The organism is Streptomyces sp. NRRL B-1347 (genome assembly GCF_000720325.1).
Classification (GTDB): Bacteria; Actinomycetota; Actinomycetes; order Streptomycetales; family Streptomycetaceae; genus Streptomyces.
Genome location: NZ_JOJM01000088.1, coordinates 19,911 through 32,983, shown reverse-complemented (window position 1 = coordinate 32,983; position 13,073 = coordinate 19,911). Strand labels below are relative to the sequence as shown.

General features: G+C 75.2%; 8 protein-coding genes and 1 pseudogene. 4 read left to right on the top strand and 5 right to left on the bottom strand.

The genetic code is table 11. The annotated features are described in order from the left end of the window. Positions 1-122 precede the first annotated feature (122 nt). The 4 genes from IG74_RS0140230 to IG74_RS0140215 form a co-directional block, all read right to left on the bottom strand. Positions 123-1,475: a serine/threonine protein kinase gene (locus IG74_RS0140230; protein WP_030687761.1), complete on the bottom strand. Its 1,353-nt coding sequence runs from the start codon at positions 1,473-1,475 to the stop codon at positions 123-125. An 18-nt stretch (positions 1,476-1,493) separates the two neighbouring features. Further along, the gene (locus tag IG74_RS0140225; protein WP_051856409.1) at positions 1,494-2,402 is read right to left on the bottom strand and encodes a protein phosphatase 2C domain-containing protein; all 909 of its coding nucleotides are present in this window, start codon (positions 2,400-2,402) and stop codon (positions 1,494-1,496) included. Further along, positions 2,399-3,058 carry a vWA domain-containing protein gene (locus tag IG74_RS0140220; protein ID WP_037826922.1) on the bottom strand — a complete coding sequence of 220 codons (660 nt, stop codon included), beginning with the start codon at positions 3,056-3,058 and terminating at the stop codon, positions 2,399-2,401. Before IG74_RS0140220 ends, IG74_RS0140225 begins: the two co-directional genes overlap by 4 nt. Positions 3,059-3,206: 148 nt before the next feature. Beyond that, positions 3,207-5,645 carry a GTPase-associated protein 1-related protein gene (locus IG74_RS0140215; protein WP_030687754.1) on the bottom strand — a complete coding sequence of 813 codons (2,439 nt, stop codon included), beginning with the start codon at positions 5,643-5,645 and terminating at the stop codon, positions 3,207-3,209. Positions 5,646-5,802: 157 nt separating this feature from the next. Between IG74_RS0140215 and IG74_RS52960 the strand changes: the two are divergent. The 4 genes and pseudogenes from IG74_RS52960 to IG74_RS0140200 form a co-directional block, all read left to right on the top strand. Further along, positions 5,803-6,456: pseudogene (locus IG74_RS52960) on the top strand (alpha/beta fold hydrolase); the annotation flags it as partial. Further along, positions 6,439-7,779: a cytochrome P450 gene (locus IG74_RS50215; RefSeq protein WP_107059131.1), complete on the top strand. Its 1,341-nt coding sequence runs from the start codon at positions 6,439-6,441 to the stop codon at positions 7,777-7,779. The pseudogene IG74_RS52960 and the gene IG74_RS50215, both read left to right, overlap by 18 nt. A gap of 88 nt (positions 7,780-7,867) precedes the next feature. Continuing rightward, entirely contained in the window at positions 7,868-9,127 is a 1,260-nt protein-coding gene (locus tag IG74_RS0140205; RefSeq protein ID WP_030687750.1) for a DUF1266 domain-containing protein, read from the top strand. Positions 9,128-9,206: 79 nt separating this feature from the next. Next, positions 9,207-11,423 (top strand): NB-ARC domain-containing protein, encoded by a 2,217-nt coding sequence (locus tag IG74_RS0140200; protein ID WP_051856407.1) that lies wholly within the window; start codon positions 9,207-9,209, stop codon positions 11,421-11,423. A 350-nt stretch (positions 11,424-11,773) separates the two neighbouring features. Here the strand turns inward: IG74_RS0140200 and IG74_RS0140190 are convergent, their stop codons facing one another. Next, the gene (locus IG74_RS0140190; protein WP_030687743.1) at positions 11,774-13,030 is read right to left on the bottom strand and encodes a hypothetical protein; all 1,257 of its coding nucleotides are present in this window, start codon (positions 13,028-13,030) and stop codon (positions 11,774-11,776) included. Positions 13,031-13,073 lie beyond the last annotated feature (43 nt).

Sequence of the window (13,073 nt, the reverse complement as noted above, 5' to 3'; positions counted from 1 at the left end):
CGTCCCCGCCGCGCCCGCCCGGGTCACCCTGGCCGCCGCGCCCCCGCCGCCCCCGCCCGTGCCGCCCGCACCCGTGCCGTGGTGGCGCCGCTGGCTGCGGCGCCGTACGGCCGGTGCGGGCCCTAGTCCTTGACCTCGGCCTCCGCGCCGCCCCCGAACTCCAGGAGCAGCCCCGGCTGGAGGCCGATGGTGCGGCCCGGCTCCACGTCCAGGACCGTGCCGTCCTGCTTGCGGGCGGTCCAGGTGGCGCGGGTGCGGTTGGTGAGGCCGAACCTGCCGCGCTGCTGGGGGTGTTCGGTGACCTCGCCGACGACGGCGCGGAAGTCGTGGCGGTCCGGGTCGCCGTCCAGGTGGTGGGCGTAGAGGCGGGCGCTCGGGTCGAGGCGGATGCCGCGCCGGGTGCGCAGCGTGGTGCCGGTGGCGGTGACCAGTTCGAGGCGCGGTGGCAGCTGGAGCGGCTTGCCGCACTTCCAGCAGTCCGGCGGCGCGCCGTCCGGCTGGGTGAGGTTCTGCTTGCCGCAGCCGCGGCACTGCGTGATGGCGTCGAGGACCTGGCTGAGCGCGTCCCGCCACTGGCTCTCGCGCACCCGCCGCGCCGGGCTGCGCAGCCCGTCCGTGAACGTCTGCACGAACAGGTCCCGCAGGATCTTCGGCAGCGCCGCCCAGGTGGCGATGACGGTCGGCTGCTCGCCCACCACGGGGCGGTTGCGGGTGTCCCCGGGGTCGTACACGAACACCGGGTCGGTGCCGTACAGCTTGCGCTTGGCGGACTCGCCCATGCAGTGGATGCGCATGGCGAGCGCGCCGTTGAAGGGGTGGTCGTTCATCAGGAGCAGGAACAGGAGCACCGCGAGCGAGTGCAGGTCGGTCTGGGTGCCGGGCTGTGCGCCCTTGTCGCCGCGCACCAGCTCCGGCGCCATGAAGTCCATGGTCCCGGCGACCCCGGCGAGGGCGCCCTCCACGACGGCGTTGTCGTTGTCGCACACCAGGACGTCGCCGGTGGCCGGGTCGAAGAAGATGTTGCCCCAGTTGATGTCGCGGTAGGCGATGCCCTTGGAGTGCAGCGCGCGGTAGGCCTCGACGGTGTGCAGGGCGACCGTGACCAGGGTGCGCATCGTGGCGTCCTTGACGGACGGGTCGCGGCGGAACAGGGCGGGCAGGTCCTGGAACCGGGCCGGGCGCACGTCCATGAGGTAGCCGAAGCCGGGTTCCGTGCCGTCCGGGTCCATCACGATGGACTGCGGCCACAGGAAGCGGTCGTCGTCCCACCCCTTCTCGATGAGCCCTTCCAGGATGTGCTTCTGGCGGGCGTCGGCGAGCTGCGGGTAGTACCACTTCACGGCGCGGTCGCCGGTGGCCGTCGTGACGCGGTACACCTCGCCCTGGCCGCCGGAGCCGAAGAGCTCCGCGACCGTGACGCGCTCCCCCGACTCGGCCACCAGCTTCTTCCCGCGGGCGAGCATGCCGTTGCTCATGCTGGGGTCCCCGTTCCTTCACTCATGCGGTTCGTGTCCTCCTGTGGCGTCACTCGTGTCGTACCGGGCGCCGAACGCCCCGACGAGGGTGGTGTCGTCGCCCGAGTACTTCGCCGCCCGCGCCAGCCAGTCCGCCAGCTGGCCCTGCACCGCCGCCACGCCCTGCTCGGCGGCCCGCTCGCGCACCCCGGTGGCGAAGTCCAGGAAGCCCTGGTGGTCGGCGAAGCTCTTCGACAGGCCGTCGGTGGAGAGCAGCACGGCGGGCGGCGGGCCGCCGGTGATGGGCTGCCAGTGCGTACGGGTCTTGCGCCACGGCTCCGGTTCGCACAGCGAGTCGGTCTCGTCACCCATGTCCGGGCCGCTGGACAGCGGGGTGTGCGGCACGCCGCCGTCGTCCACGAGGACGATGTCACCGTCGCCCAACTGCCAGCACATGAGGGTGTGTTCGGTCAGGACGGCGCCGAGCAGCGTACTGCCGTACGCGGCCAGGTCCGGGGTGCCGCGGCCGCGCGTCCGCCGGTGGGCGGCGGCGCGCTGGGCGGGGGACGCCCCCCGCGCGGGCGTGTTGCTGTCGTGGAACCGCGCGCGCCGGTGCCAGCGGTGCCCGACCGCCTGCGGCAGGAGCCGGGCCTCGGCCCGCAGCTCCGGCCAGCCCGCGGCGTCCGCGCCGACCCGCACCGCCTCGTGCGCGAAGGCCTCCGCGCACGCCGTGAACTCCTCCACGGCCCAGCGGGCGCCCAGGTCGCTGCGGAAGTGCGCGGCGGAGCCGTGGCCGTCGGCGACCGTGAGGACGACGGCGCGTCCGTCCGCGGTGGCCCGCGCGGCCCAGCGGTCCTGGCTGTACTTCTTGCCGACGCCCTTGACCCCGCCGGTGAGCAGCGCCCAGCGGACGTCCGGGCCGCGGCCTGTCCCCTGCTCGGCGGTCACCAGATGTCGGCTTCGCCCTCGACCTTGGTCAGCGGCGGGCCAAGGGGCGTCGCGGGCTTGGCGTCCTCGACCTTGGGCGTCGAGGCGTCCTTGACGACCGCCGTGGACATCCAGCGGATGGCGGCGGCGAGCTGGCGCGGGTTCTTGGCCTGCAGCGGCTCCAGCTCGGGGTTGGCGAGGAACTCCTTGAGCATGCTCTTGTCCGCGTCGTCGCCGATGGCCACGGCGACGCGCACGGCCCGCTTGCCCCAGGGCGTGCTGTCGATGGCGCGCAGACCCGCCCGCCAGTCGTCGGTGGGCTGTCCGTCGGAGGCGAGCGCGAGCACCGGCGGCAGCGCGCGCTGCGGCATCGGCGGCGTCTGGAGCGCGCCCGCGGCGAGCTTGAAGGCGGCGCCCATGTCCGTGCCGCCGTACGTGTGCACGTCCTCCCAGGAGAAGCTGTTCACCGGGGTCGGCTCGCTGACGTGCCAGCTCGCCCCGCTGGCGAAGGAGATGGCGCGCACGAGCAGCGACGCGGCGGGGTTGGAGTCGGCGGCCTGCTGCATCTCCGGGATGGCCTCGCGGATGGCGAAGTTCAGCTGGCCGATCTTGCCGTTGACGCTCATGGAGCCCGAGCAGTCGAGCATCCAGATGAAGTGGACGGGGCGGCTGGCCATGGAGCCGCCCGGGAAGTTGTCGACGATCTCGGTGGTGTCACTACTGTGGTCGGCTGGGTTCACGCTGGCCCTCTCCAGGGGGGGATCAGTCGGTACGTAGGGACGCGGGGCGCCGGTCGCCGGTTTCGCCGCGGCGGGCGCGCGGCGGTCAGCGGGCTCGGAAGCTGTTGCGCCAGGCGTTCCACTCCCGGACGCGGTCGAGGCCGCCCTGGCGCTTGGCCATGACGTCGGCCACGTCGGAGAGCTGCCGGTCGTCCAGGCGGACCGTGACGGGTCCGAGGATCTCGTCGAGGAGTTCGGCGGCGACGCGCTGCCAGTCGTGGCTGATGCCCCGGCGCTCGCGCCTGCGCCACACGTAGTAGTAGGCGGCCACCTCGGCCGGCCGCAGCGGGAGTTCGCGCTCCAGACGGCTCCTGCGGTCCTCGTCGAGCATGAACGCGCGGTAGGGGTCGAGGAGTTCGGGCCCGGCGGCGACCAGCAGGCCGAAGGCGGGCGGGCGGGCCAGCTGGTCCGCGTCCGCGTGGGCCAGGGCGCGGGCGACGAGCCGGAACACGCCGCGCCGCACGGTGACGTCGAGGGTGCCCGCGTCGACGCACAGCGCCTCGAAGCGCCGGAGGCCCTGGAGCAGGGCCTTGCGGCCGTCGGCGAGGTCCTGGGCGAGGACGAGCAGCTCGGCGGTGGCGCGGTGCCCCCGGGACAGCTGCTTCTCGTGCAGCAGGTCGGCGGCGAACCCGACGAGTTCCCTGTCCACCCCGTCCGGCGCGGCGAGCAGGCCCGTCATCCGCATGCCGTACCCGGCGCCGACGAGCAGCCGCACCGTGCAGGTGTGGGCCACCCACGACAGCTCGCCGGGGGCGGGGCAGGAGCTGCCCCAGACCAGCCACCACAGCTGCCGCAGCGTCTCCGCGTCGGTGACCCGGCGGCGCGGCAGGACCTCGGTGAGCTTCGCGAACAGCTCCATGCCGCGCAGCCCGCCGCCGCCCGCCCGCCAGCGGGCGGCGGCCTCGGCCAGGCGCAGGGGCAGCGGCGACGCCTCGTCGAGGTTGCGGCGCAGCCAGTCGCCGTACGGCGAGTCAGCGAGCTCCACGAGCAGGTCGAGGCGGCGGCTGTGGGTGGCGTCGGCGAGGCGGCGCAGCACGCGGCGGGTCAGCGGCTCGCTGCCGACGTCGTCGAGGACCCGCACGGCCGGTTCGCGGTCGACTCCCGTGGGGTCGCGCAGGGCGCGGGCGAGCCGGTCGACGGCCTCGCCGAGGCCGCGCCCGTCGTCGGCGCCGACGGCGAGGGCCAGGCGCAGCGGCTCGGCCCAGGTGTCGACCGGGTCGCGCAGGGCGCGCCGCAGCGCCTTTTCGGCGTCGCCGCCGTACTCGCCGCGCAGGACTCGTACGGCATCGGCACTGAGGGGCAACTCGGCGCAGACGGCGCCCAGTTCGCCGGGCAGCTCCGCGGGGCGTACGGCGCCGAGCCGGTGCCGGGCGAGGGCGAGCGCGAGGGGGGCAGCGGCGGCGGGGTCGTGGGCGTACAGGTCGCGGCAGACGGCGAGGAGTCGGGCGTGGTCGGTGCCGCCGTCGGTCACGGACGCGACGAGGGTGTCGACGGCCGCCCGCAGCGCGTCGCCGTCGAGCCCGGTCAGCTCGCGCCCGGTGAGGAGTCCGGCGCGCAGCAGGTGCGGGACGAGCGGCCCGGCCGCGAAGGGGTCGCCGTCGGCGGCCCCCGCCCGGGGCAGCGGCTCCCCGGCGAGCCAGAGGCGGGCCGTCCAGGTGGCCCAGACGTCGGCGCGGGGCGGGCTGCCGGGCCCGCCGAGGCCGTCGTGGACGCGGTAGAGGTGGTCGAGGACGGTGGGGTCGCCGCGGTCGAAGTCGGCGTCGGGCCCGATGCCGACGATGTGCTGCGGGGCGCGCCCGGGGTCCGCGGCTCCGGTGGTGAACGTCAGCGACGGCACGTACGCGGCGGGCAGCGAGGCGCAGGCGAGGGCGATCCAGCGGGCGACGGTGCCGGGTCTCTCCTCGGCGACGACGAGCTGCCGCCCGGCCGGGTCGTCGAAGAGGCGGCGCACGTCGGCGAGGAAGGGGGCGACGCGGGGTTCGTGGGCGCGGGCGAAGGCGACGAGGTCCGCGTGGCCGAGCCCGTCGTGGCCGAGCCCGTCGTGGCCGAGCCCGTCGTGGCCGAGCCCGTCGTGGTCGAGGGCGGCGGGTCCGCCCCGCGGGGCCCGCGTGGGTTCCTGGTCCGCTCCCGCTTCTCCCCAGGTGATCGGCCATTCCTCGGCGAACCGGGCCGTCGTGTCGGCCTCGGTCAGGTAGTACGCCGTCACGCCGGCGTCGATGCCCGTGGCGCACAGCAGGCTGCCGCCGTCCGGCAGCCTGCTGTAGCTGAGGCCGGGTCCGTCGCCCGAGTGGCCGCGGCCCCGGGTGTGCCCGGCGCCGATGGCCAGTTCGGCCCACTCCCGCAGCTGCCGCTGGTCCTCGCGTTCGGTCCCGTCGGGGTGCATGGACATGGTCGACGGGGGTGCGGACGCGGGGACGGGGATCAGTCGGACGGCTCCGGTGACCGGCTCCTCGTCGAGCCGGTAGCTGAGGCGGCGGATGGCCATGCCACATTCTGACCATCCGGGGGCGCCCCTCGCAGGCGGTCGGCCAACTTCCCGCCACCAGGGGGAAATCCGGCCGCCCCGGCGCCGTGCGGAACGGCCCGCGGGACGCCGGGCCGCGCTCTTGCGCGGCCCGGGATTCGCGGTCATGGTGGCGGGCGTGACCTCCTTCACGCTGCCTCATGACCTGGTGGGCGAAGGCCCGCACAAAGTGATCGCCGTCCACGGCTGGCTGGCCGACCGGTCGGCGTTCGCGCCGGTCCTCGCCGACCTGGACACCGGCGCCTTCGCGTACGCCGTGGTGGACCTGCGCGGCTACGGCGAGGCGCGGGACGCGCCCGGTGCGTTCACGACGGCCGAGGCCGCGGCCGACGTCGTGGCCCTTGCGGACCACCTCGGCTGGGCGCGGTTCTCGGTGGTCGGGCACTCGATGGGCGGCGCCGTGGCACAGCACGTCCTGGCCGACGCGCCGGACCGGGTGCGCAGGATCGTCGGCGTGTCGCCGGTGCCCGCGTCGGGCATCCCGATGCCGCCGGAGCAGCGGGAGCTGTTCGAGTCGGCCGAGCACGCGGCGGACAGCCGCCGGGCGATCATCGACTTCACGACGGGCGGCGGCCGCCCGGCGGCGTGGCTGCGCCGCATGGCGGACCGGTCCTTCGCGCGCAGCGACGCCAAGGCGTTCCGCGCCTGGCTCGACGGCTGGACGGGCCACGACTTCCAGGACCGCGTGACGGGTTCGCCGGTGCCCGCGCTCGCCGTGGTCGGGGCCCTGGACCCGGCTCTGTCGGCGGACACCATGCGGCAGACCTGGCTGCCCCCCGCCGCGCCCGATCGGCCCCGCGCACCGGCAGGCCAGGTACCTGTTGCCCACGCACCGCCCGAGGTCGAAGTCGAGGTCCCGGACGTGTTCGATCCGCGCCTGTACGCGCGTGCCGTGCCGTACGACCGCTACCGCGTGCTTCGCGACCACCACCCGGTGGCCTGGCAGGACGAGCCTGCCGTGCTCGGCTGGCCCGCGGGCCCCGGCTTCTGGGCGGTGACGCGGCACGCGGACGTGACGGCGGTACTCAAGGACGCGACGGTGTTCTCCTCCCACCTGGGCGCCACCCAGATCCGCGATCCGGACCCGGACGACCTGCCGTTCATCCGCCGCATGATGCTCAACCAGGATCCCCCCGGCCACGGCGGGCTGCGCCGCCTGGTCAGCCGGGCGTTCACGCCGCGCCGCGTGGCCCGGTTCGAGGCGCTGGCCCGGCGGCGGGCGCGCTCGCTGGTCGCCGGGGCCGTCGCCGCGGCCCGCGCGGGGGACGGCGGCTGCGACGTCGTCGCCGCGGTCACCGACGACTACGCGGTCCTCAACCTCGCGGACCTGCTCGGCGTGCCCGCGTCCGACCGGGGCCTGCTCCTGGACTGGACCCGGCGCGTCATCGGCTACCAGGACCCAGACGAGGCGGGCGAGCAGGTCGTCGGCGCGGACGGACGGCCGGTGAACCCGCGCTCCCCCGCCCTGCTGCGCGACATGTTCGCGTACGCCACCGAGCTGGCGGCGCACAAGCGGCGGCACCCGGGCGACGACGTCCTCACCACGCTCGCCACCACGCCCGAAGTGAGCGCGCCCGAGCTGGAGATGTGCTTCTTCCTGCTCACGGTCGCGGGCAACGACACCGTGCGCGGCGCGGCGCCCGGCGGGCTGCTCGCGCTCGCCGGGCACCCGGCCGAGCAGCGCCGGCTGCGCACGGGCGAGGCCCCGATGGCCGGTGCGGTGGAGGAGCTGCTGCGCTGGCACCCGCCGGTGCTGAGCTTCCGCCGCACCGCCGCGTGCGACACCGAGCTCGCCGGGCGGCGGATCCGGCGCGGCGACAAGGTGGTCGTCCTGCACGCCGCGGCCAACCGCGACGAGCGCGCCTTCGCCGACCCCGACCGGCTCGACCTGACGCGGGCGCCGAACCCGCACGTGTCGTTCGGCGACGGCCCGCACGTCTGCCTGGGCGCGCACTTCGCACGCCTGCAACTGACGGTCCTGTACGAGGAGTTCCTCGCCGCCGCGCCGGTCATCACCCGGGCGGCGCCGCCCGCCCGCCTCGTCTCGCACTTCATCAACGGCCTCAAGTCGCTGCGCCTGAACCTCGTCGGCTGAAGGCCCCCCGAGGGGCCCCGGGCCGCTCCGGCGGGGCCGGGATACGGTTCGGAGAAGATCATCCCGAACACGGAAGCGAGAGCCGGGCATGTACGCGGCAGCCGAAGACGAGTACCACGACGAGGTGTTCCCGGTCGTCCCGGCACCGGCGGACGGCTCGCCCTGGCAGGCGCCCGCCGACCTGGAGGAGCACCTGTACGAGCTGACCCTCGCGGACGACGGCTACACGTATCTGCGGGCGCTCGCCGTCGCGGGCCTCTACCGCCCCGTGCCGCTCACCGACCTCGCCGCGCGGCCCGACGCGCCGCCCCTGTTCAGCATCGAGGTGCCCGACGGCCGCCGGGTCGCGCAGGTCTACACGGCCGGCTTCCTGCCGCCCCCGCACCCCGACCTCGTCTACGAGTACGTGACGCTCGGCACCCTCGCCGCCGCCTGGCCCGACGACGTCGACGTCCTGGTCGTCAACACCCGGACGCCGTGCGAGCAGTACTTCCTGACCACGGACGAGGAGCGGGAGGTCTGGGCCGACCTGCACGCCGAGCACCACCGCGCGGACCGGCTCGGCGACCGCATCGAGACCCGCCGCACCGGCGCCCCCGCACCGGGCGCGCTGCTGCACGGCCTGGCCTGCGGCGCCCACCTCTGCTACGCCAACGGCGACGCCTGGAACACCCTCGACTGGCACGGCGCGGGCTACAGCAACGAGGTGGCGCGCCTGGAGGAGTGGTGGGGCGTGCGCGACCGCGAGGAGTGGCACGCCGTCCAGCGGCGCCTGCTCGACCGCGAAGTGAGCCCCTGGTACTGGGACTTCGTCCTCGGCGCCCGCACCGCCGTCGCCACCGGGCGCGGCGCGGTGGACCCGGACCTGTGGCGGCAGTGCGTGGAGGTCACGCTGCGGGACCGCGTGGTGGCGACGAGCGGCCCCGACACGCCGCACCGCCCCGGCGACGACCCGGAGCTCGACCAGTTCGTGGCCGCCCTGCGCGCGCTCGTCGGCAAGGTCCTGCGCTACGAGGCCCGCTTCCGCGCGGACGGCCTGCTGCCCGCCGACGGCCGGGTGGACACCGTGGCGGCCTGGGACATCGGCCGCGCCTCCAAGATGGCCCGCTGGGGCCGCGGCGCCCGCTACGCCACCCGGGCCGAGCTCGGTTCGGCCCTGGAGGAGGCCTCCCGCGCGGCACGCTCGGCGTACGCGTCCTGGGAGGAGTTCTCCGCGGGCTACGTCCTCGGCCGCTGTCTGCACTTCGACGAGGAGGAGTTCGGCAGCTGGTACACCACGGTCCTGCACGCCCACCGGGCCCTGACGACGGACCCGGACAGCCCGTGGCACACGGTGGCGTTCGCCTGACAGTGCTGGGCGTTGCCTTTCGGCCGCGTTGGAGGGGTGTGCGCCTCGCCGACGGATACCGAGCACGTGTACGGAAAGCATGTTCCCCAGAGACCAGCTCAGGCAGAGCGGAAGCACGGCCGGAGGGGGTTCGGTGCGGGGGCAGGAGCAGGGCGGCCACAACGAGTTGAGCGGAACAGTGCACGGACCAGCGCTCCAGGCGGGGACCGTGTACGGCGGCATCCACGTCCAGGCCGCTCCGCAGGCACCGTTGCCGTGCACTCCGTGGCAGCTGCCGCCGACGGGCCGGATCACGGACCGCACGGCCGAGCTCGGCCTCCTGGAGAGGCGGCGGCTGCGCTCCGGGCGCGCGGGTCACCGCACTCTCGTCGCGGTCAGCGGCCTCGGCGGCGTCGGCAAGACAGCCCTCGCCCTTGCGTGGCTGCACACCCTGCGCACGTCCTGCCCCGACGGGCAGCTGTACGCCGACCTCGGGGCACAGGCGCCGGACGGGCCTGCGGATCCGGCCGAGGTCATCGGTCGCTTCGTGCGCGCTCTCGGTGTGCCCGCCGCCCAGGTGCCCGCCACACTCGCCGAGGGGGCCGCGCTGTACCGCTCGCTGACCGCGGGCCTGCGCCTCACGGTGCTCCTGGACGACGCCGTGTCGGCCGCGCAGGTGCGGCCGCTGCTGCCCGGCGGGCAGAGCGTGACGGCGGTGACCAGCCGCTGGCGCATGCCGGGCCTGACCGTCGACGGCTGCCACACCGTGCAGCTGGAGCCGCTGGGCCTGGACGCCGGGGTCGAGCTGCTCGCCGAGACGCTCGCCGACGGCCGGGTGGACGCACAGCCGGAGCAGGCCCGTGCCCTGGTCGAGCTGTGCGCGGGCCTGCCGCTCGCGGTGCGGGTGGCAGGGGCGCGGCTCGCGGCCCGGCCCCGGCGTGGGATCACCACGATGGTGCGGGCGCTGGCCGAAGAACACGACCGTCTGGAGGAGCTGGCCATCGAAGGCGACCACAACGTACGGGCGACGCTCGACCTCACCTACCAGGAGCTGCCGCCGGGCGCCGCGCGGCTGTACCGCCTGCTCGGGCTGCACCCGGGCACCGAGTTCGGTGACGCGGTGGCAGTCGCGGTGCTCGCCCGCGCCGGGGAGGACGAGGCCGCGACCCGGGCGCGGGCGCTCGCGCTGCTCGACCTGCTCCACGAGGCGAACCTCCTCACCGACGCCGACGAGGACCGCCACCGCTTCCACGACCTCGTACGCCTGCACGCGGCCCGGAAGGCCGCGCTCGACGAGCCGTCCCGCGAGCGCACGGCGGGGCTGCGCCGGATCGCCGACCACTACTTGGCCACCGCGACCCGCGCCGAGGAGGCCGTCGACCCACAGCACCGGACGATGGCCCGCGACCACGGCCCGGGCCCGGTGGTCACGGAGGACTTCGGAGAGGGCCCGGAGGCGGCCCTGGACTGGCAGGAGCGCGAACTGCCGAACCTGATGGCGGTGATCCGGCAGGGGCGCACGCACTTCCCCACGGTCAGCTGGCAGCTCGCCGACGCGCTCTGGCCGCTGTTCCTGCGCCGCAAGTTCTACGAGCAGTGGCACACCGCCCACAAGGAGGGCCTCGCCGCCGCCGAGGATCTCGGCGACACGGCGGCGCAGTGCCGGATGCTGACCTCCGGCGGCGTGGGCGAGCTGGGCAGGGGCCACCACGAGCGGGCCTTGGAGATGTTCGAGCGGGCGGCACGGCAGTTCCAGGCCGACGGCAACGCCCTTGGCCACGCCCGCACGCTCAACTACCGCGGCCTGGCCCACCAGCGCATCGGCCGGCTGGACGAGGCGACCCGCTATTTCACGCGCGCCGCCCGCGAGCTGCCGGAGTGCGGCGACGTCCGGGCGGGCGGCCTGGCCCGGCTCAACCTCGCGGACGTGGCCCTTGCCCGGCACCAAGACCGCGAGGCCGCGGACCAGGCGGCCGCCGCGCACGCCACGCTGAGCGCGTCCGGCGACACGTACAACGCGGCCCGCGCGGCCATCCTCCTCGGCCGCGCCCACCTCGGCCTGGGAGAAACCGCCCCCGCCGAGCGCCACTTGACGACCGCCCTGTCGAGCCTGCGGGCCATGGCAGCCGCATACGAGACCGCGCGGGCCCTGCACGCGCTCGGCGAACTCGCCGAGCACCGCCACGACACCGCCCTGGCCCGCGAGCGCTACGGCGAGGCGCTCGCCCTCTACGGCACAGCGGGCCGCGCCGACTCAGCCGACGCGTACCGGGCACGCGCGCGCCTGGACCGGCTCTCCGCCCCGACCGACGAATGACCCCACCGTCGGGGCGGGAAGTCCGGCCGCGAGACCCGCGTGGACGAGGGACGCCCGCGCTCGCCAGACCGCCGCCGGCACCACGCCCCGCTCCCGCAGGCTCAGGGCGTACCCGTCCGGCCCCAGCCGGAGATGGCAGGTGCGGCCGTCGTGCACGGCCACGACGAGGGCTCCCGGGCAGCACGCCGCGAGGTCGGCCGCGTACCGGGCGGACGCCGACCGCGCGCACAGGACGTCGGCAATCCGCGCCCACGGGTCCGGGGCAGGCAGCGTCACCCTCAAGTGCTCGTCCACGAAACACCGCTGATCACATGACAGTTGAGGGAACCTCATGCGGACCCTTTCCACCGTCATGACACGACGCTGCCCGGCTCGTCGTACGTCAGGACCTGTGGCAGGCGCGCCGGCTCCGTCTCCGGGAGCACACACGGTGGCCGTAGCCGCAGCTTCCGGTAGAGCAGCGCCCGCATCCTCCGGGCGAACCGGCCCGGCTCGGAGGTGATGCGGGCCGCCACGCGCGCGTACGGCTCCGCGCGGTACGCCGCAGCGGCCCGAGTCAGCTGGCGGTGCACCGAGCGGCCGGGGAGCAACCGCGGTGCGAACGAGCCGAGTTCGGCCATCGGCGACCCCGGGTCCACGTCGGCGTCCGGCAGGCAGGCGAGCAGCACGGGCGCTCCGGTCATGGCGCCGTACAAGGAGACGGACCCGTGGTCGCCCACGACGAAGTCGGCGGCGACGAGGGCGCCGACCCAGTCGGCGCGGTGGCTGACCACGGTGAGTCCGCGACGGCCGAGCTCGGCGAACCAGCAGCGGATCTGCCACTCGCCGTGGGTGTGCCACACGTGCGGGTGCAGAAGCACCGCCACCCGGTAGTCCGCGCCCGGCAGTTCGGACACCAGCGTCCCGAGCAGCTCCTGGCCGCAGGCACCGAGCAGCGAGGCCGGGCCCCAGGTGGAGCAGACGAGGACGAGCCGCTGCCCGACCCGGGTGCGCAGGGCCTCCCGGTACAGGGCGCGGGCGGGGCCGCTTGCGACGATCCGGTCGAAGCAGGGGTCGCCGACGACCTCGGCGACGGGCAGCGCCTCGGGGCACTCGCGGCGCAGCCGAGTCAGCTCGTCGCGGTGGGCGAGGACAATCGCCTCGGGGATCACGGCGCCGTCGCGGACGAGCCGCTGCCTGCTCAGCCCGTACACGCCGCGCGCGGCGACAGCCCGGCCGCGCGGGCCGCTGGGCACGACCTTGTTGTGCCCGGCGCCGTGCGGCAGGACGATCACGGGCGCGTGCAGTTCGTGCAGGCCCCCGTGGCCGGCCGCCACCGCCAGGTCGAAGACGGTCTGCACGGCCTGGCTCCACGGCAGCACGACGCCCTTGATCTCGGCGAGGAAGTCCGCCACTCCCGCGCTGAACACGTCGGGCGCGGCGGTGAAGAACACCTGCACCCGCCAGTCGCCCTCCAGCAGGCGGACTGTGTCGAGGAGCCGCCGCCCGGACGTCACCGTGTGCACCACGGCGAGTACGCGTCTGCGTACCCGGCGCGTGGCCCAGCGGTCGACGTCCAGGCGCACCGGCACCGGAAGTCCGTGTGCTTCCAGCATGGTCACACTCATCGCTGTGAATCCCCCGGCTTCTGTCTTTCCCAGCAGGCGGGCT

Excerpts from the sequence above, each read along its gene's own strand:
- IG74_RS0140230 (WP_030687761.1), bottom strand. The coding sequence starts at position 1,475 with ATGAGCAACGGCATGCTCGCCCGCGGGAAGAAGCTGGTGGCCGAGTCG.
- IG74_RS0140220 (WP_037826922.1), bottom strand. The coding sequence starts at position 3,058 with ATGGCCAGCCGCCCCGTCCACTTCATCTGGATGCTCGACTGCTCGGGC.
- IG74_RS0140215 (WP_030687754.1), bottom strand. The coding sequence starts at position 5,645 with ATGGCCATCCGCCGCCTCAGCTACCGGCTCGACGAGGAGCCGGTCACC.
- IG74_RS50215 (WP_107059131.1), top strand. The coding sequence starts at position 6,439 with ATGCGGCAGACCTGGCTGCCCCCCGCCGCGCCCGATCGGCCCCGCGCA.
- IG74_RS0140205 (WP_030687750.1), top strand. The coding sequence starts at position 7,868 with ATGTACGCGGCAGCCGAAGACGAGTACCACGACGAGGTGTTCCCGGTC.
- IG74_RS0140200 (WP_051856407.1), top strand. The coding sequence starts at position 9,207 with ATGTTCCCCAGAGACCAGCTCAGGCAGAGCGGAAGCACGGCCGGAGGG.
- IG74_RS0140190 (WP_030687743.1), bottom strand. The coding sequence starts at position 13,030 with ATGAGTGTGACCATGCTGGAAGCACACGGACTTCCGGTGCCGGTGCGC.